18 protein-coding genes are annotated in these 17,714 nt (G+C 71.4%); 7 read left to right on the forward strand and 11 right to left on the reverse strand.

Annotation, left to right across the window (positions count from 1 at the left end; genetic code table 11):
• Positions 1 to 82: 82 nt before the first annotated feature.
• The 3 genes from VF647_26200 to VF647_26210 all read left to right on the forward strand — a co-directional run bounded on the left by VF647_26200 (position 83) and on the right by VF647_26210 (position 2,602).
• Positions 83 to 550: an SET domain-containing protein-lysine N-methyltransferase gene (locus VF647_26200; GenBank protein ID HEX8455600.1), complete on the forward strand. Its 468-nt coding sequence runs from the start codon at positions 83 to 85 to the stop codon at positions 548 to 550.
• Between the two features lie 184 nt (positions 551 to 734).
• A complete protein-coding gene (locus VF647_26205; protein ID HEX8455601.1) occupies positions 735 to 1,601 on the forward strand; it encodes an outer membrane beta-barrel protein in 867 nt (288 codons plus the stop codon).
• Positions 1,598 to 2,602, forward strand: a complete 1,005-nt coding sequence (locus VF647_26210) for a hypothetical protein (GenBank protein ID HEX8455602.1) — start codon at positions 1,598 to 1,600, stop codon at positions 2,600 to 2,602. Before VF647_26205 ends, VF647_26210 begins: the two co-directional genes overlap by 4 nt.
• Before the next feature lie 71 nt (positions 2,603 to 2,673).
• Here the strand turns inward: VF647_26210 and VF647_26215 are convergent, their stop codons facing one another.
• The gene (locus VF647_26215; protein HEX8455603.1) at positions 2,674 to 4,242 is read right to left on the reverse strand and encodes a hypothetical protein; all 1,569 of its coding nucleotides are present in this window, start codon (positions 4,240 to 4,242) and stop codon (positions 2,674 to 2,676) included.
• A gap of 241 nt (positions 4,243 to 4,483) precedes the next feature.
• Here VF647_26215 and VF647_26220 point away from each other — a divergent pair, with 241 nt between their 5' ends.
• On the forward strand, positions 4,484 to 4,834 hold the full coding sequence (locus VF647_26220) for a metalloregulator ArsR/SmtB family transcription factor (GenBank protein ID HEX8455604.1): 351 nt from the start codon (positions 4,484 to 4,486) through the stop codon (positions 4,832 to 4,834).
• Positions 4,831 to 5,334, forward strand: a complete 504-nt coding sequence (locus VF647_26225) for an SRPBCC family protein (protein HEX8455605.1) — start codon at positions 4,831 to 4,833, stop codon at positions 5,332 to 5,334. Before VF647_26220 ends, VF647_26225 begins: the two co-directional genes overlap by 4 nt.
• Positions 5,335 to 5,630: 296 nt before the next feature.
• Here the strand turns inward: VF647_26225 and VF647_26230 are convergent, their stop codons facing one another.
• From VF647_26230 to VF647_26245, 4 genes are all read right to left on the reverse strand, one after another.
• Positions 5,631 to 7,322, reverse strand: a complete 1,692-nt coding sequence (locus VF647_26230; GenBank protein HEX8455606.1) for an EAL domain-containing protein — start codon at positions 7,320 to 7,322, stop codon at positions 5,631 to 5,633.
• On the reverse strand, positions 7,319 to 7,720 hold the full coding sequence (locus tag VF647_26235) for a response regulator (protein ID HEX8455607.1): 402 nt from the start codon (positions 7,718 to 7,720) through the stop codon (positions 7,319 to 7,321). The genes VF647_26230 and VF647_26235 overlap by 4 nt, the downstream gene beginning before the upstream one ends.
• Before the next feature lie 275 nt (positions 7,721 to 7,995).
• Positions 7,996 to 9,024 carry a carboxypeptidase-like regulatory domain-containing protein gene (locus VF647_26240; GenBank protein HEX8455608.1) on the reverse strand — a complete coding sequence of 343 codons (1,029 nt, stop codon included), beginning with the start codon at positions 9,022 to 9,024 and terminating at the stop codon, positions 7,996 to 7,998.
• A gap of 295 nt (positions 9,025 to 9,319) precedes the next feature.
• Positions 9,320 to 9,601, reverse strand: coding sequence for a hypothetical protein (locus VF647_26245; protein HEX8455609.1), 282 nt, complete (start codon positions 9,599 to 9,601; stop codon positions 9,320 to 9,322).
• Between the two features lie 184 nt (positions 9,602 to 9,785).
• On the opposite strand from VF647_26245, the gene VF647_26250 reads away from it, so the two are divergent.
• Positions 9,786 to 11,693 (forward strand): ABC-F family ATP-binding cassette domain-containing protein, encoded by a 1,908-nt coding sequence (locus VF647_26250; GenBank protein ID HEX8455610.1) that lies wholly within the window; start codon positions 9,786 to 9,788, stop codon positions 11,691 to 11,693.
• A 459-nt stretch (positions 11,694 to 12,152) separates the two neighbouring features.
• On the opposite strand, the gene VF647_26255 is transcribed toward VF647_26250, so the two are convergent.
• From VF647_26255 to VF647_26280, 6 genes are all read right to left on the reverse strand, one after another.
• A complete protein-coding gene (locus tag VF647_26255; GenBank protein ID HEX8455611.1) occupies positions 12,153 to 13,340 on the reverse strand; it encodes an NRAMP family divalent metal transporter in 1,188 nt (395 codons plus the stop codon).
• A 2-nt stretch (positions 13,341 to 13,342) separates the two neighbouring features.
• Positions 13,343 to 14,113, reverse strand: coding sequence for a 5-oxoprolinase subunit PxpA (locus VF647_26260; protein HEX8455612.1), 771 nt, complete (start codon positions 14,111 to 14,113; stop codon positions 13,343 to 13,345).
• A 172-nt stretch (positions 14,114 to 14,285) separates the two neighbouring features.
• Complete coding sequence (locus VF647_26265) at positions 14,286 to 15,287, reverse strand: biotin-dependent carboxyltransferase family protein (protein ID HEX8455613.1); 1,002 nt, start codon at positions 15,285 to 15,287, stop codon at positions 14,286 to 14,288.
• On the reverse strand, positions 15,284 to 15,955 hold the full coding sequence (gene pxpB, locus VF647_26270; protein ID HEX8455614.1) for a 5-oxoprolinase subunit PxpB: 672 nt from the start codon (positions 15,953 to 15,955) through the stop codon (positions 15,284 to 15,286). Before pxpB ends, VF647_26265 begins: the two co-directional genes overlap by 4 nt.
• 14 nt (positions 15,956 to 15,969) lie before the next feature.
• Positions 15,970 to 16,212 carry a hypothetical protein gene (locus VF647_26275; GenBank protein ID HEX8455615.1) on the reverse strand — a complete coding sequence of 81 codons (243 nt, stop codon included), beginning with the start codon at positions 16,210 to 16,212 and terminating at the stop codon, positions 15,970 to 15,972.
• A gap of 93 nt (positions 16,213 to 16,305) precedes the next feature.
• Positions 16,306 to 16,533, reverse strand: a complete 228-nt coding sequence (locus VF647_26280) for a hypothetical protein (GenBank protein ID HEX8455616.1) — start codon at positions 16,531 to 16,533, stop codon at positions 16,306 to 16,308.
• Between the two features lie 156 nt (positions 16,534 to 16,689).
• Here VF647_26280 and VF647_26285 point away from each other — a divergent pair, with 156 nt between their 5' ends.
• The gene (locus VF647_26285; GenBank protein ID HEX8455617.1) at positions 16,690 to 17,361 is read left to right on the forward strand and encodes a DUF1707 domain-containing protein; all 672 of its coding nucleotides are present in this window, start codon (positions 16,690 to 16,692) and stop codon (positions 17,359 to 17,361) included.
• Positions 17,362 to 17,714: the final 353 nt, after the last annotated feature.

Here is a 17,714-nt window from a genome sequence, read left to right on the forward strand (position 1 = left end):
CTGCGATGGGGTCCATCCGCTGAATAGTAGCGCATTGCGCTCCGTCCAACAACATTTGTAGTCCACCACTCACGGGAGACGAATGGCCGCAAACAAGTTCTCGGTCACGAAGGGGCTGGCGATGCGCCGGTCCAAGATCCACGGGCGCGGCGTGTACGCGCGGGTGCCAATATCAGCCGGCACGCGCATCGTGGAGTACACGGGCGAGCGCATCACCATGGACGAGGCGGAGGCGCGCTACCCCGAGGACCCGGACACGGTCTACCACACCTTTCTCTTCGCACTGGAGGACGGCGCGGTGATCGACGCGGCGTTCCAGAGCAACATCGCGCGCTGGATCAACCACTCCTGCGATCCCAACTGCGAGGCGGTGGAAGAGGACGGCCGCATCTTCATCGAATCCCTCCGCGACATCGCGCCGGGCGAGGAGCTGGCGTACGACTACCACTTCATCCTGGAGGTGCGCCACTCCCCCGCCATGAAGCGCCGCTACCCCTGCATCTGCGGCGCCCCCAACTGCCGCGGGACGATGCTCGCCAAGAAGCGGTAGCAAGCGAGACGGCTTCAGCCGTCTTCCCGTGGTTCCAGCCGGGGGATTCATCCCCCGGCGCCCACCCGCGCCGCCGGGCGAACGGATTGTATCCCCTTGCGCCGCAATGCGAAACGAACAACGTTTGTGGTCCGTACGGGGCGCCATGCCCAACCAGACGCAGCCCTCCCGCCGCCTATTTCCGATGCGCTTGTTTCGATCGCTCCTCCTCACGGGCATCCTCTGCGCGTTCGCCGCGCCGGCCCCCGCACAGCAGCGCGGCTTCACGCTGGCCGAGGTGGAGGAGCTCCTGCGCAGCGACGTCAGCAGCACGCGCATCCTCCTGCTGGTGCAGCAGCGGTGCATCCACTTCGACCCGGACGCGAGGGCGCTGGCGGCGCTGTCGGCCGCGGGGGCCACCTCGGAGCTCCTGGAGGGCCTGCGCCAGCCCTCGCAGTGCAGGACGCACCGGGGCCCCTTGCCGAAGTCGTCCGCCCCGGCCGCACCCGTCACGCCCGAAACCCCGCCCACGCGCCGCTCCGCACGGCCGCTGGCGTTCCTCGGTTTCGGGTACGCGAACGGCTCCTTCACCCCGGACGAGGGCGAGGGCGACGGGGTGGGGCATGGCGCCGCGGTGGAGTTCGGGGTGGGAGGCTCGCACTTCGCCGTCTTTGCGCGCGGCGCCTTCGCGGGGATCGATTCCGGCGAGGGTGAGGCGTACGACCTGGGGAACACGGACCTCGGCGCCCGCGTGGTCCTCCTCCCGGCGCGCGCGGTCCTGCGCCCGTACGTGGACGCGGCGGTCTCGGTGATCAGCATGCAGTACACGGACGGCGACGGGTCGGAAAGGCAGAGCGCGACCGGCTTCGGCGTGTCCGGCGCCGGCGGTGTGCGGCTCTCCGTCACGCCGAAAGTGGCGCTCGATGCCAGCTACCGCAGGGTGTTCGGATCGCTCAGCCAGGTAGGCTCGGACGCGCCCGCCGGGCTGGAGGAAGGCGAGGCCGGAACCGGGGGATGGCTGGTGGTGGGGCTGAGCTGGACGCCGGGCGCGAACCGAGCCCCGGCTCCGTGAACCACCCCGCGCCGCGTCCGGACGACACCGTCGCGTCCCCGCCGCGGCGCGGGCCGGGGGAGAACCCGTTCGCCGGGCTGGCGCTCCTGCTGGCCGTCGCCGGCGTCGTGCCGCCGCTGCGCACGGTCGCGTGGGTGCTCGCGGCGTTGAGCGGGGCGCTGGCGATCGGCTACGCGGTCGGCCGGGCCGGTGCGGGGCGCGTGCAGCTCGGCCTCGCCGTGGGCGTGGTCGTGCTCACCTTCCTCGCGACTCCCCCGCCGAATCGCGCCGCGTACCGGGACGTGGCGAGCGCGGACACCGTCGAGGAGCGAACCCGCGAGTCCGACACACCGGATGCGCCGCCGCGAGAGGAGAACGACGAGGAGTCGCCCGCGCCGCCCACGACCCGTCCGGCCGAGCCCCCCGCCGAGCGGGTCGCCTCGCGCGAGCCGGAGCGCCGCCGTGAGCGCCCGAAGCCCAGGTCTACGCCTCGCACGACGCCGAAGCCAAAGCCGAAGGCCGCGCCGCGCACCGAGCCTCGCACCGCTCCCCGGACGCGTCCCAAAACCGCGCCACGCACTGAGCCGCGCCGTGCTCCGACGCCACCCGCGGAGGTCGCCACCCGCTCCACGCGCACGACGGAATCGCGCACGCCACGGAGCGTGACGCGCCGCACGACTACACCGCTCGCGGAGGCTCCGACGCGCCGCACACCCGATGCACCACCGCGGCGCACTCGGGCGCTCGTCGCGGCGCCGAGCGCGCGGGAGCTGTCGGAGGTGCGGGCCGATCTGGCCGTCGCGCAGGTGCTCAAGAACCAGGGCGCGTACTACGACGCCGGTGCCACCCTCCGCAACGCGCAGCGGAATGTCTCGGCCCTGTCCGCTCGCTACCCGGGCTCGCCGGCCGTATCCGAGTTGAGCGAGCGCGTCCGCACCCTGGCCGCGGAGAACCGCCGCGCGTGCTTCGCGGAGGCAACCGTCCTCCGCAGCCGAGGCGAGGCGACGTCGCCCTGCCCCTGACCGGCTCGCAAAACAAAGAGGAGGCACGGAGAGACGTTCTCTCCGTGCCTCCTCTTTTCTCGATGGACCGCTCAGCGCGTGCGCAGGATCTTCCAGCGCAGCCCCGGCGTGTCAGTGACGCCGGAGAGGCGCACCTCGGAATCGGTTTTCAGCAGGATGTAGGCGGGGCTGCTGTGGGGGAGCCGCACGAATCCGCCCTGGGTTCCCGTGTTGCCCACGATGGCGAACGGGCGCCACATCGAGTAGCGGCTGACGATCTCGTGCACGCGCAGGAAGAGCGGGTCCTGGAAGCGCGGATCGGAGGTGAGGTCGTCAGCCGCGTGGGCGAGCGCCCAATCGAGGAGCGCGTCCTCGCCGTTCCACGACGCGCCCAGCCGCGCGCGCATGCGGGCGCTGAGCCCCGTGCGCCGCACGCCGTACGAATCCCACCCGTTCCACCCGTCCGCGGCGCCGCGAAGGACCTCGCGCATGGCGTCGTCCACCGGCTCGCCGGCCGCCACACGGCGGGCTGCCAGGGCGCGCAGGAAGCCGGCGGGGGCGTCGTAGCCCAACGTCAGCCGGCCGGCCAGGGAATGCGCGCGCTCGGCCAGCCGGCGCGCGGCGGGGGTGGCGGCGGGGTCGCGCGCGTCGAAGTTGGCAGTGAGCGGCACCCCACCCGCCCGGCGGACCGTCTCGAACGAGACGAGGTCCGCGCCCCCCTCCGTCGCCCAGAACGTCGCCCCTGCCGCGGATTCCAACCAGGTATCCGGGCGCGAATCGTACATGTAGAGCGCCTGAAAGGCGTGCGCCAGCTCGTGCGACACCAGCTCTGCCAGCTCCAGGTATCCGCTCTTTTCGCGGATCTTGATGTCCGTCCACATCCGCGGCGCGCCGAACGACCGGTCGCTGAGCGTGCGCCCCAGCACGTCGCCGACGGGGTCGTGGCGCAGGATGATGAGGAACTGCCCCGACTCCGGCGTGGAGAGCGGGAGGTCGGGCGAGTACGCGGCGCGCATCAGCGGCACGGCGTGCCCGCCGACGGCCGCCCACGCGGAGTCCATCTGCGCCATGAAGCGCGGCAGGAGGTCGGTGGCGTCGCCCTCGTACGCCGCGACGACGAAGTGACGGTCGTACACGCGCAGCACCCGCGCCTGCCGCGCACGCTGCACGGCCGGGTCGTACAGCGGAAAGCGCTCGTCCAGCGTCCACGGCCGGTCGCGCAGCGATGCCGCGTCGGCCGGCGGCGCGGGCGCGGCGACGAAGTGCGGGCTCGCCTGCGCCCGGCGGTTCATCGAGGCGGTCGGGAGCATCGCCTGCCCCGCCGTGGAGACCGCCACGTTGTAGTCGGGGAAGGCGGCGCCGTACCCCTCGGGCCCCGTCTCGGCCTTGCGCACGGCGCGCGTGTCCACGACGGCCACCACGAACTCGGCGCCCTTTTCACCCGCGATGGAGCATAGCGTCCCGCCATCCGCCGCCGCGGCGAGCTCCGCCGTCTCCCCCACCGCGAGGCGCACGGGCGCGGTGCACGTCGCCTGCTGCACGGGCGGGGGCGGCTTGGGCGGCTCGGGCGTGACGGGCGTGGTGCCGGTCGAATCCTTGCCCCCGCACGCGGCGAGCGTCACCAGGAGCAGAGGTGCGGAGAGGGCGAGGCGCAGCGACATGGCGGCGGCGGTGCAGAGGGGCGGACGCGGGGCTTCGTTGGATAAACGTGCGACGGACGGTTTTGCGACGGCAAGGAGAGAATTGCAACTACATGGCTCAGCAGAGGCGCAGAGACGCAGGAGAGAACCGCGAAGGTTTTCTCTGTGGTTTTCAGTTCCTTCTGTGCCCTCTGTGTGATGCTGTTCGCCGTTGTTTTCGATGATCCTTGACGAAGCGTAACGAGCGGGTTACATATCCAGCATGGAAGTCGCTTCCGCCATCGCCGACCCGGTCCGGCGCGACATCCTCATGCTCCTTCGGGAGCGGGTGATGTCGGCTGGAGAGATCGCGGACTGCTTCGAGATCAGCAGGCCCGCGGTGAGCCGGCACCTGCGCGTGCTGCGCGAGTGCGGGCTCGTGGTGGACGAGGTGCGCGGGCGCGAGCGGCTCTACCGGCTCGACGTGACGCCGCTGGCGCCGCTCGAGGAGTGGATCGCCCAACTGCACGACCGCTGGTCCGGTCCCCTGGACGCGCTGGAGACCGAAGTGTACCGCACGCGGCGCGAACGCCGCGAAACCCCTTCTTCGATCCCCCAGGAGAAAACCGCATGAACCCAACCCCCATGGGACGCCTCGTCCGCACGCCGGAGGGTCGCGACCTCGTGATCGTCCGCACCTTTCGCGCACCCATCGAGGACGTGTGGGCGAGCATCACGGAGTCGGAGCGCACCGCCCGCTGGTGGGGGCCGTGGACGGGCGAGCCCGGGGCGGGGCGGACGATCCGCTACACGATGGCGTTCGAGGCGGAGGGCCCCGCGTCGGAGATGCTGATCGAGGCGTGCGAGCCGCCGCGCCACCTGTCCGTGCGCGCCATCAACGACTACGGCGACTGGCGCCTGGAAGCGCACCTCAGCGAGTCCGACGGGGTCACCGAGCTGCGCTTCACCCAGCACCTCGACGACAAGACCAACATCGGCGACGTGGGGCCCGGGTGGGAGTACTACCTCGACAACCTCGTCGCCTCCCGCACCGGCGACAAGATGCCGGATTTCAACGACTATTACCCGTCGCAGAAGCAGTATTACCTGGACCTGGCGGCGGCGGAGGCCTGAGCCCGGCGGCTGGTTCGGGGTGAGGGCCGGGGCGGGCGGACACGCAGGTCCGCCCCTACCGGTTTTCGGTGCAAAAAGGCGGGCGGTGGGGCGGGGGCGGGCACGGGCAGCCACGTGGGGCGGCCCCTACGGGGTTGGGTGTCCAAGGCAGGCGGTGGGGCAACGCGGGGCACGGGCGCGATGAATCGCGCCCCTACGGGATCCGTGGGTTGCGGGGAGATCCACGCCACCGCCCCTCCCCCAGGTAGTTTTGGGGGAGGGGCCGCGAGGAACGAGCGGGGGAGGGGGCCCGCCCCTCAGTGCCCCGGCTCGCCCTTCACGCCGTGCCCCATGCCGCCGCCCACGTGGTGCATGGTGCCCGGGTTGTGGAAGAGGAAGCCCTGCGTGAGGTGGACGCCCAGGCGCTTCACGGCGTCGAACTCCTCCTCGCGCTCCACGCCCTCGGCGATCACCTTGATGCCGTGGTCGTTGGCGAAGGAGACCATCGTCTCCACCAGGTTCTGCTTCATGAAGTTGGTGTCGATCCCCGCGATCAGCGAGATATCCAGCTTGATGAAGTCGGGCGACAGGTTGGCGATGCTCCCCAGCCCCGCGTAGCCGCTCCCCGCGTCGTCCACGGCGAAGCGGAAGCCGCGCTCGCGGAACTCGTTGAGGTAGCCCACGAACTTGGGATAGTCCGTGATCGCCGTGCGCTCCGTGATCTCCAGCACGATGCGCTCCGGGTGCTCCACGCCCAGCTCGTCCAGGTCCATGTAGCGGAACGTGGGGTCGCGGAAGTCGTGCGGGTCGATGTTCAGGAAGAGGAGCTCGTTCTCCTGCAGGTGCGTGTCGATCCCCTCGATGGCGCGCTTGCGGCAGAGGCGCGAAAGCTCCCAGATCAAGTTCGCCTCCTCCGCCACGCCGAACAGCACCTCGGGCGAGCGGAGGGCGCGCATTCCGCCGCGGGCGAGCGCCTCGTAGGCGTACACCTCGCGCGTGGCCGTCACCACGATGGGGTGGTAGACGATGTAGACGTTCTCGTCGTGCAGCAGCGTCTTGAGGTCGGACACCTTGCGGGTGCGCTCGCGGCTCTCCACCCCGCGCGCCGCGGCCGACGCCTCGCGGATCCCGCGGTAGATCTGCCGCTCCGTGCGCACCTTGGGGTTGCGAAAGAGTGTCGCGGAGCCGATGTAGATCTCGAACAGCCCCGCCACGTCCTCGCCGTGCTCCCCCTCCAGCCGCGCGCGCACGTGCCCCTCCAGCTCCGTGGCCAGCTCGTTGATGCGCTGCTCGGCTTCGGAGACGGGGTCCGGCAGGTCGGTGAAGAAGATGAAGTCGTCGTCGCCCGTGTGCGACACCATCAGGAGCGACTCCTCCTTGCTGCGCCGCCGGTCGTAGAACTCGCGCACCGAGTTGGCGGTGGTCTGCAGCACCTCGTCCAGCTTTTCCCAGCCGTAGATCTCCTCCAGCTTGCTGTAGCGCACGAACTGGATGTAGAGCACCGTCATCCGCCCGCGCCGCTCCAGCATGTCGCGCCCCTGCTCCAGCATCACGGGAAGCGTGGGGAAGCCGGTGGAGCGGTCGAAGAGGAGCTCCTCGTAGCGCAGGTGCTCGGCGGCCTGCGCGTGGTCGGTGGGGCCCTCGCCGCGGCGCGTGCGCTGGCTCACCGCCCACACGCGCGACGCAACCTCCTCCGCCGTGGTGGGGAGGAAGAGCCAGTCGTCCGCCCGCGCGGCGACGGCGCGGCGTACCTCGTCGTCGGTGCTGCACGCCACCAGCATGCAGATGCCGCGCGCACCCGTCTCGTCGCGGACGGTGGCCAGGAGGTCGGCGCGGGGCTCCACCAGCGCCACGTCCGGGTGTGTGCGGAGGGCGGCGGTGAGCGCCTCCGCGCCCGCGGCCCCCGTTTCGCCGGCCTGCAGCAGGGTGAGCTCGGCGCCCATCGCGGTCGCGGCCCCTTCGACGGCCGCCTGCAGCCCCTCGTCGCGTACGTAGCCTACGATCCTCACGCCGCGCCCCCCTGGGCCGCGAGGTTCCGCTGCACCTTGGCGAGCAGGTCCTTGAAGTCCACCGGCTTCACCACGTAGTCGTCCGCGCCGGAGCGGAGGCCCTCGAACTTGTCTTCGAAGGCGCCCTTCGCCGTCACCATCACCACCTTGGTGGTGCCGCCGAACTCCGGGTGGTTCTTGATGGCGCGGCACACCTGCCAGCCGTCCATGCCCGGCATCATCACGTCCAGCAGCACCAGGGCGGGCTTGACGGTCTCCATCTTGGCCAGCGCCGACTTTCCGTCGCTCGCCTCGGCGATGGTGTAGCCGCGCGATTCCAGGAAGGCGCGGAGGATCTCCACGTTGTCCAGGTTGTCGTCCACCACCAGGATCGTTTGATTCGGATCTGCCGAGGTCACGTTTCTCACCTCCGCCGGGGCGGATCGGTGGTGCGTGGGGGGAGGGGCGGCCGTTGTCCGGGCCCGCGGATGGTGTGCCCCGGCGGGCAAGAAGCGAGCCACCTACCGCCTGCAAGCGCATGCGTCTCCCCCGTTTACGTGCGCTCTCGCATGCACTTGCGCTCGGTCCCGGGCGGGAACGGCGGGTCTCACGCGGAGGCGCGGAGACGCGGGGAGAGAACGCGAGAGGGATCCGGTTCCCCATTCCCCATTCCCCATTCCCCAGTCGCCTTCCGTCAGCGCACCTTTTCGAAGGCGCGGTAGCTGTGGAACTCCACGGTTCCCTCCAGCTCCGTAAGCACCATGCCCATAGGGCCGTCGGGGTTGGCGCGCGCCTGGGCGGAGCGCGGCAGGCGCACGGGGCCGAACGGTGTCGACACCTCGCCGAAGTTCAGGGTGCCGGACGCCCACTCCCGCCGCCCATCCAGGTAGCGGAACTCGATCTGGCGCACGGCGAATGTGCGCGAGTCCAGCCGCAGCGCGCCTGAGAGGTTGAGCGTGCCGCGCGCGGTGCGCAGCGCCCTGAATCGCAGCGTCCAGGCGCCCGTCGAGTCGAGCTGCGGGTTGGCCTCCAGGCAGTGGCCCACCAGGAAGTCGTCGCGCAGCAGCGTAAGCTCGCTGGGCACCTTGATGTTGAGCGACTTGCTCTGCGCCGTGTCGCCCGCCGCCACCGCACGGGCACGCCGCGCGCGGGCGGAGTCGGGGTGCACGATGATGGTGGTGTCGCTGTTGATGCGCTTGTCGCGCAGCAGGCGCAGGTGGGCCGTTCCGCGCGTACGCTGGTTGTAGCGGTAGGCGTACTGTGCAGCAAAGGTGCGGCGCTGCTCCACGCCCTTCACCGCCTCGCGCCAGAGCGCCTGCACGGCGGGGGCTTCGGCCAGGCGGTCGCCTGTGTAGCACGCGGGGCGGCCGGTGGAGACTCCCTCCAGCACCACCGCCTGGAGTGCGGCGCGCAGCGTCTGCTCGCTCGTCGCGCCGTCGGCCACGGTGAAGGAGGCGGAGGGCGGCGCGGTGTAGCCGATGCGCTCCATGCGCAGGCGGTAGCTGCCCGCGGCCACGGTGTCGAAGCGGAAGGCGCCGCGCGCGTCGGTCAGCACGGTGCGCCCCTGGCCACCGGTGGACGGAAGAAGGCGTACGACGGAGAGCGGAACCGGCGTGCCGTCGTTTGCGAGGGCGTGCCCCTGGACGACGGCGGTCTGCGCCGCGGCGGCGGACGCGGAGAGGATCGCGCTGAGCGCGGCGAGGAGGATGCGGCGGGAGATCATGGAAGCGCGTGGGACGGAAGGAAACGGATGAATGCGGACGGTTCACCCCAGGGCAAGCGCGGGGCCTCATCCCGGAACACCCGTCCCTCACCACCGATGTGGATGCGCCGCAACGGCTTCCCTCGTCCACCGCGAATCCGCGCGATTCCCCCGCTGTCCGTGCGCGAGGACACACCGCCGCTCACCAACGACACGACGCCCCGCCTGAATGGGCGGGGCGCCGAAAGTTTCAGTCCAGCACTCGAAGTTCTCTCCGTGTCTCCGCGTCTCCGCGTCTCCGCGTGAGCCCCGCCGTTCAGCGCAGCGACGGCGCCCCCGACGACGACGGCGCGCCCACGCCCTTCATCCGCCCCGTCCGGGTTAGCCCTTCCCAGCCGCACCGCGGGCACCAGCGCCGCTGCACGTAGCCCAGGCTGAGCACCGACATGACGCGGCCCCACCCGGTCATCTGGAGGGGGAGCGTCTCGGTCGCGCAGCTCGCGCAGTCGCGCTCCGAATCCAGCACCAGGAAGATCATCACCACGGCGAGGAGCGCCTTCGCGCCGAACGCCAAAAAGAAGAACAGCAACCACATCATCAGCATGGCGATCCAGCGCTTTGCGGGGTTTCCGGTCCCGGCATCATCCCCGTGCAAGAAACAGACGACGGCCCGTTCACGATACCGCCCGGAGCCTCGCGAGTTCCCGGCGGGTTGAACCGGGAGGGGGCGGGCGTGTACTCTTGGGCTGCGCCAACCCGGCGATCCCATCCATCGAGCGAGCATGAACGTCGTCAACGTCCAGAACCTGCACAAGAGCTTCGGCCCCCGCGTCCTCTTCGACGGCGTCTCCTTCGCCATCGACGAGGGCGAGAAGGTGGGCTTCATCGGGGTGAACGGGTCGGGAAAGAGCACCCTCTTCCGCATCATCGGCGGCATGGAGCCGCCCGATGACGGGACGCTCGCCTTCCAGCGCGGGATGCGCGTCGGCTACCTGGAGCAGGAGCCGGAGTTCGAGACGGGCGCCACCATCCTCACCGCTGCCGCCGGGGGCACGCCGGAGCTGAACGAGGCCATCGCCGCGTACCACGACGTCGGCGGCCGCCTCACCCGCGGCGAGGGCGACACGGACCGGCTCCTCGCGCGGCAGGGAGAGCTGGCAGCCCGCATCGACGCGCTGGGCGGATGGGACCACGAGCACCGCATGGAGGCGATCCTCACGCGCCTGCAGGTGGACCGCTGGGAGCGCCCGGTGGAAGGTCTGAGCGGGGGCGAGCGGAAGCGGGTGGCGCTGGCGCGCGTCCTCCTGCAGCAGCCCGAGCTCCTGCTAATGGACGAGCCCACCAACCACCTGGACGCCGACACCACGCTCTGGCTGGAGGGGCACCTGCGCGAGTACCCCGGCGCGGTGATGCTCATCACCCACGACCGCTACTTCCTGGACCGCGTGGTCACCCGGATGATCGAGGTCACCCCCGGCGAGCTGACCGCCTTTCCCGGCGGCTACACCGAGTACCTGGAAGCCAAGGCCGAGCGCACCGCGCGCCTGGCCGTCGAGGCCGACAAGCGCAGCCGCCTCCTGGAGAAGGAGCTGGCCTGGGTGCGCCGCTCGCCCAGCGCGCGCACGGGAAAGCAGCAGGCGCGCATCAACCGTCTGGACGACCTGCAGGCCGAGCACCGCGACAAGCGCCTCCCCACGCGCACCGCCGTCGAGATCGCGATGGCGGACGCGCCGCGGCTGGGGCGCACGGTGCTGAACCTCCACGGCATCCGCAAGGCGTTCGGGAGCCACACGCTGGTGCGCGACTTCAGCACCATCCTGCAGGCGGGGGAGCGCATCGGCATCATCGGGCCGAACGGGGCGGGGAAGACGACGCTCCTGCGCATCATCATGGGCACCGAGCCTCCCGACGCCGGCGAGGTGGAGCTGGGCAAGAACACGCACATCGCCTACTTCGACCAGCGCCGCGAGGAGCTGGATCCCGAGAATACCGTCTATGAGGCCGCCGCCGAGCAGGACTGGGTGGTGGTGGGCGGCGAGCGCATCCACCTGCGCTCGCACCTGGAAACGTTCCTCTTCCCCGTCCCGCAGCAGCGCCAGAAGATCAAGTCGCTCTCCGGCGGCGAAAAGAACCGGCTCCTCCTCGCCCGCCTCTTCCTGCGCGAGGCGAACCTGCTGATCCTGGACGAGCCCACCAACGACCTGGACCTCGTCACGCTCCAGGTGCTGGAGGACGTCCTCTCCGACTACCCCGGCTGCGTGCTCCTGGTGACGCACGACCGCTTCTTCCTGGACAAGGTCGCCACGGGCCTAATCGCCTTCGAGGGGAACGGCGAGCTGCGCCGCCACGCGGGCGGCTACGACCTGTACCGCCGCCTCAAGGAGCAGCGCGAGTCCGAAGCCGCCGCGGCCGCCGCCCCCGCCGCGCGCAAGTCCACCCCCGGCGCTCCCGCCCGCCCGTCCACCGAGCGCAAGCTGAGCTACAAGGAGAAGCGCGAGCTGGAGGGGATGGAGGAAGCGATCATGAAGGCCGAGGCCCGCAAGGAAGAGCTCGAGTCCCGCCTCGCCGACCCAGGCCTGTACGCCACCGGCAACGACGAGGTGCAGCGCGTGACCGCCCAGTTCCGCGAGGCCAGCGAGCAGGTGGATGCGCTCTACGCGAGGTGGGCGGAGCTGGAGGCGGTGGGGTAGGCCCTCACCCCCGTCTCGTTACACTCGCCTGCCCCCTCTCCCGATAACAGGAGAGCGCTGCGCCCTCTGTTATCGAGAGAGGGGGCTTGGGTCGGCTGGCCCCCACCCCCCGGCCCCCTCCCCCGCCTGCGGGGGCGCAGGGCGGGGGAGGGGGAGAACACCCTGTACGCCCGCGCAGATCCGGTAGGGGCGCGATTCATCGCGCCCGTCCCCCGCGTGCCGCGACCTTCGCCCCGCGCACAGAACCCGGTAGGGGCAGACCCACGTGTCTGCCCACCTTTTCCCGCACCGCGACCCCCGCTTGGTTCACCCCGATCCTTGTAGGGGCAGCCCCACGTGGCTGCCCGTGCCCTCCGCGGGACCGAACCCGCCCACCCTGCACCAACGCCTGCGAACCGCCCCTCCCCCAGGCAGTTTTGGGGGAGGGGCCGCGAGGAACGAGCGGGGGAGGGGGCCCCCCTACCACATCCCCGCCACCGTCGTCACGATGGTATACACGGCCATCACCGCCATCGCGATCGCTACGGCCCAGCCGAACACGGACATCCAGGCCGGGTGCCGGTAGTCGCCGACAATGGCGATGCGGCGCGCGGCCACGAGCATCGCGCCGAGAGCGAGCGGCAGGACGAGCGCATTGGCGGCGCCGGCGGCGACCAGGAGCTGCACGGGGCGCCCCACGGCCAGGAAGACGGCAGTGGAGAGGACGACGAAGAGGATGATTACGGTGCGCTGCCGCGCCTCCACGCGCGTGCTCAGGGTGCGGAGAAAGGAGACGGAGGTGTAGCTCGCGCCGACGATGGAAGTCACCGCCGCGCACCAGATCACCAGCCCGAAGAGCCGCAGACCCACCTCCCCCGCGGCGTGCTGGAAGACGGAGCCGGGCGGGTTCGCGGGGTCCAGCGTGTAGCCGGCGGAGACCACGCCCAGCGCCGCCAGGAAGAGCCCCACCCGCATGATGCTGGTGACGAGAATGCCGGTCACGGCGCTGCGCGAGACCTCGGGGAGCGCGGCGCGCCCGGAGATCCCCGCGTCGAGCAGCCGGTGCCCGCCGGCGAAGGTGATGTAGCCGCCGACCGTCCCGCCCACCAGCGTCACCACCGCGACCCAGTCCAGCTTCAGCGGCGCCACGGAGCGGAGGACCGCCTCCCCGAACGGCGGCCGCGAAGTCGCCACCACGTACAGGGTGAGGGCGATCATCACGAACCCCAGCACCTGCGCGAAGCGGTCCATCGCTCGGCCGGCGTCGCGAAAGAGGAAGAGACCGACCGCCGCACCCGCGCTGGCCAGCGCCCCCATCGCGAGTGGCATCCCGAAGAGCGCCTGCAGCCCCAGCGCGGCCCCCGCCACATTGCCGATGTTGAAGATGAGCCCGCCGAGCACCACCAGCACGGCGAGGAGCGTCCCCAGCCCCGGCGCCACCCTGTTGGCGATGTCCTGCGCGCGCCGCTCCGCCACGGCGATCACGCGCCAGATGTTGAGCTGCGCGCCGACGTCGAGGATGACCGACGCCAGGATGACGAAGCCGAAGCTCGCCCCCAGCTTGCCGGTGAACACGGCCGTCTGGGTGAGGAAACCCGGCCCGATGGCGGAGGTCGCCATCAGGAACGCCGCGCCGACGAGCGCGCTCCGCCGTTCTCGCTGCTCCACGCTCAGCCTCCGCTCAGGGGTGCCGCCACCCGCACGCCGCTCCTTTCCAGCCCTTCACGCAGGGTGCGCGCGAAAAGAGCGGCATCGGCCCGGTCGCCGTGGATGCAGATGGTATCCGCCGCCAGCCGGAGCTCGCCCCCATCCGCCGTCCGGGTGCGCCCCTCCGACGCGATCTCCACCGCGCGCCGCACCGCATCGTCCGCATCCTCGATCATCGCCCCCGGCGCGCCGCGGCGGACGAGGGAGCCATCCGCCGCGTATCCCCGGTCCGCGAAGGCCTCGCGCGCGAAGCGGAGCCCGGCGCCCTCCGCGGCGCGCTGCAGCTCGCTTCCCGGCAGGCCGAAGAGGATGAGCCGCGCGTCGAGGTCGCGGACGGCGCGGGCGATCGGCTCCGCGAGGGCGGCATCGGCGCAGGCCATGTTGTAGAGCGCGCCGTGCGGCTTCACGTGGCGCAGCCTGGTGCCGGCGGCCGTGGCGAAGGCGGCGAGCGCGCCCACCTGGTACAACACCAGGTCGTACGCCTCCTGGGGCGAGATCCTCATCTCGCGCCGCCCGAAGCCGGCCAGGTCCGGAAGTCCCGGATGCGCGCCGATCGCCACCCCGTGCTCCAGCGCGGCGGCCACGGTGCGGCGCATCACGGAAGGATCACCCGCATGCGCGCCGCACGCCACGTTGGCCGAGGTCACGAACGGGAGCACCCCCGCATCGTCGCCCATCCTGTAGGCGCCGAAGCTCTCTCCCAGATCGCAATTGAGGTCGATCGTGCGATTCATCCGAGGTCTCATGTAAGCCAAACCGCATCTCACGCGGAGACGCGGAGACGCAGAGAGAACTACAACCACAGAGAACCCCTTTTGCTGTTCTTTCTCTGTGTCTCTGTGTCTCTGTGTGAGCCCTGCAGTTGCAGTTCTCGGCGCCTCCGCGCCTCCGCGTGAGACCCGTCGTTCAGATTCCCGCGCTGCGCAGACGAAGGGCGTCCGCGAGCAGGGTGAGGGCGAGCTCTCGCGCACGAAGAAGCCGGTGCGCTTCCTCCAGCGTCGTCATACGAAAGCGAAGGTGGTCGCCGGGGCGAAGCTGCGCCAGGAGTGGGAGGTGCACCGTCGCCACGTGGCCGATGCGCGGATAGCCGCCCGTGGTGCCGCCATCCGCCATGAGCACGATGGGCGAGCCGCCGGGCGGAAGCTGAACCGTGCCCGGCGCTACACCCTCGCTGGTCAGCTCGATGGGAGCGGAGAGCACCAGCGCCGGCCCCTCCAGCCTGCACCCCATGCGGTCCGAATGCTGGCTCACGCGAAAGCGTTCGGAGAAGAGCCGCGCCCGCGACGATTCGGTGAGCGCATCGGTGTGGCTCCCCGGGATCAGCAGCAGCTCGGGCTCGGCGCGGTAGGCGGGGAGCGCGCTCGGGGCAACGCGCCACGATGCGACCCCGTTCCTCCGCCCCTCTCGCTCGATCGCGGTACGCACGGCGGCCGACTGCGCGCTCGCTTTGCCGATCGGCAGCCGGTCGCCGGTCCGCAGCGCGCGCCCCTCGAACCCGCCGAACGCGGAGGGCAGATACGTGGCGCGGCTGCCGAGCACGGGCGGCACCGCGATCCCGCCCGCGCACGCGAGGTAGGCCCGGCACCCGGTGCGCGCCCCTCGAACGCCGAGCGTTTCCCCCGCACGCACACGCACGGGCCGCCAGAACGGGATCGGCACGCCGTCGAGATCGGCCGTCATCCCCGCGCCGCCGAGCGCGATGAGCGCCGTGCGCGCGAAGCGGAGCCGCGGCCCGGCGAGCGTCATCTCCAGCCCCGCCGCGCCCTGCGCATTCCCCACCAGCAGGTTGGCGATGCGCAGAGCAACCGGGTCCGCGGCGCCGCCCACGGGCACGCCCTGGTCCTGAAAGCCGGTGCGGCCCAGGTCCTGGACCGTCGTCAAGAGCCCCGCGCGGAGCACCTCGATCACGCGCCGTGCTCCAGCCGCCGGAACGCTTCGGCATCCACCGGCACGAACCGGACGCGGTCGCCCGCGCGCAGGAGGGCGGGCGGGTCGCGATGCGCATCGAAGAGACGCAGCGGCGTGCGCCCGATCAGCTGCCACCCGCCCGGCGACTCCACCGGATAGACGCCCGTCTGCGCCCCGCCGATCCCCACGCTCCCCGCGGGCACGACCGTGCGCGGCGATTCGCGGCGCGGCGTGGCGAGCTTCGCGTCCAGGCCGCCCAGGTACGGGAAGCCAGGGACGAAGCCGATCAGGTGCACCCGGTAGTTGCCCGCCGCGTGGAGTGCGACGACCTCGTCCGGGGTGAGCCCGTGCAGCGATGCGAGCGATTCCAGGTCCGGCCCGAAGTCGCCGCCGTAGCAGACGGGGATCTCCACGAGCCAACCGTCGTCGCCCGCGAGCTCGTCCAGCTCGTCGAAGAGGTGCGCCAGCGAATCCAGCCACGGGGGAAGCTGGACCGGATCGTAGTGGATGGTGAGCGAGGTGAAGCCGGGGACGCATTCGATCAGGCCGACGAGGCGGGACTCGGCCAGGCGCCGCGAAGCCGCCGCGACGCGACGGCGGGTCGGCTCGTCGGGGGCATCCCCCAGGACGATCTGGACGGCGCTGTCCCCGAGCGGCTCGATCCTCATCGCACGGGCGGCGATCAGTCGGGCTCGTTGACCGCCTGCCCGGCGCCCTTGGGGTTCTCCACCTTTTGCGTGTCCACGGTGAAGCCGCCGGGGACGGTCTCCTCGTCCGCCGGGGCGCCGCCGCCCGCCGCGGCCGTCGTGCCGCCCCCGGCGTCGGAGCCCGCCGCGCCGCCGCGGTTCGCGCCCTGCGCCTTTCCCCTGCACCCCGCACCCATCAGCACGGCCACGATCAGCGCGGCCGCCGTCCACTTTTGCATCGATCCGCTCCTCATCCCCAGAGACAGGGGTGTATGTCCTCAAGAAGACGCAGGCGGGCAGCCCGGAGGCCCCCGCCTGCGCCCGGGCCATCGCTACTGCTTGTTCCCCTCGGCGGGCTTCACGTCCACCGTGGGCGTGACCACCGTGTTGGTGTCCGCGCCGACGTTGACCTGCGCGGGATCGACGTCCACCTTCGGCGCCTCGCCGCCCTTCACCTCCACGTCGGGGAGCTTGCCCTCGTCCTCCACCTTCGCCGTGCACCCTGCCGACAGCGCACCCATCACCAGCGCCAGCGTGGCAAGCGATCTGCGGATTCGCATTGGAATTCCCCTTCCTGGAGTGGTAACGAGTAAATCAGGTGGGGCCGCATCGCGCAACGACCATGCCCGGCGGGCTTGTTGCGCCCCGGAGCGGCCTCTACGTTGCGTCCCCCGGAAGCGTCCGCACACGAGAACCGCCCCAGCCCGCGAAGCGCCATGTCACGTCCCGAGCCGCTCCACCCCGTGCCGCTGGAGCAGACGCGCGAGCGCACGATCGCCGAGCTCTGCCGCGGCTTCGCGCTCGAGCACATCGACGCCGACCAGCTCCAGTCGCGCCTGGACGAGGCCCAGCGCGCCTCCACCGTGGACCAGCTCCGCGCCCTGACCGCGGACATCCCCGCCGCGCGCGTCCCCGAGCCGATCTCCGTCGCGGGAATGCAGCTCGCGCATCCGTCGCAGGTCTCGCCGCAGCAGACGATCGTGGCGGTGATGGCGGGCGCCACGCGCAAGGGAGCCTGGACCCCCTCGCGCCAGCTCAACGTGATCGCGGTGATGGGGGGCGCCGAGCTGGACTTCCGCGAGGCGCGCATGCCCCCCGGCATCACCGAGCTGAACGTCTTCGCCTGGATGGGCGGGGTGGAGGTCGTCGTGCCGCCGGGCGTGCGCGTGGAGATGAACGGGATCGCGCTGATGGGCGGATTCGAAGAGCACAGCCGCACGCTGGACCCGCCGCCGCCGGACGCCCCGGTCCTGCGCGTCGGCGGCTTTGCCCTGATGGGCGGCGTGGAAGTGAGCGTCCGCCTCCCCGGCGAGTCCGCCCGCGACGCCCGCCAGCGCCACCGCGAGCTCCGCCGCGCCGCCAAGGAACAGCGCCGCCTGGGGAGCTGAGCCCGGGGCGGGCGAGTGAACTCGCTGCAACAACAGCACAAAGTCCGCCTTCGCGGACTCCGGGTTGAGTTCCGCGTCTCTCCAGTCGGGCTTCAGCCGCCTTCCCGTCGTTCCAGCCGGGGGCGGTGATCGGCGGCGACCACTACCCCGTTGACTCGCGGGGTGCGGCAGGGTACCATCGGTTGCATCCACCAACCGGGCCCTCCCCATGGAATCACCCCTCCACGACGAAGCCGAAGCGTTCCACCGCGCCCTGGGGGACGTGGTGCGCCTCCAGCAGCACCGCTCGCGCGACCGCGTGGCGTTCTACGGCATCACCGTGTCCGGCGCGCACGCGCTGGAGGCGCTGGAGC

The sequence above is a fragment of the Longimicrobium sp. genome (assembly GCA_036387335.1).
GTDB lineage: Bacteria > Gemmatimonadota > Gemmatimonadetes > Longimicrobiales > Longimicrobiaceae > Longimicrobium.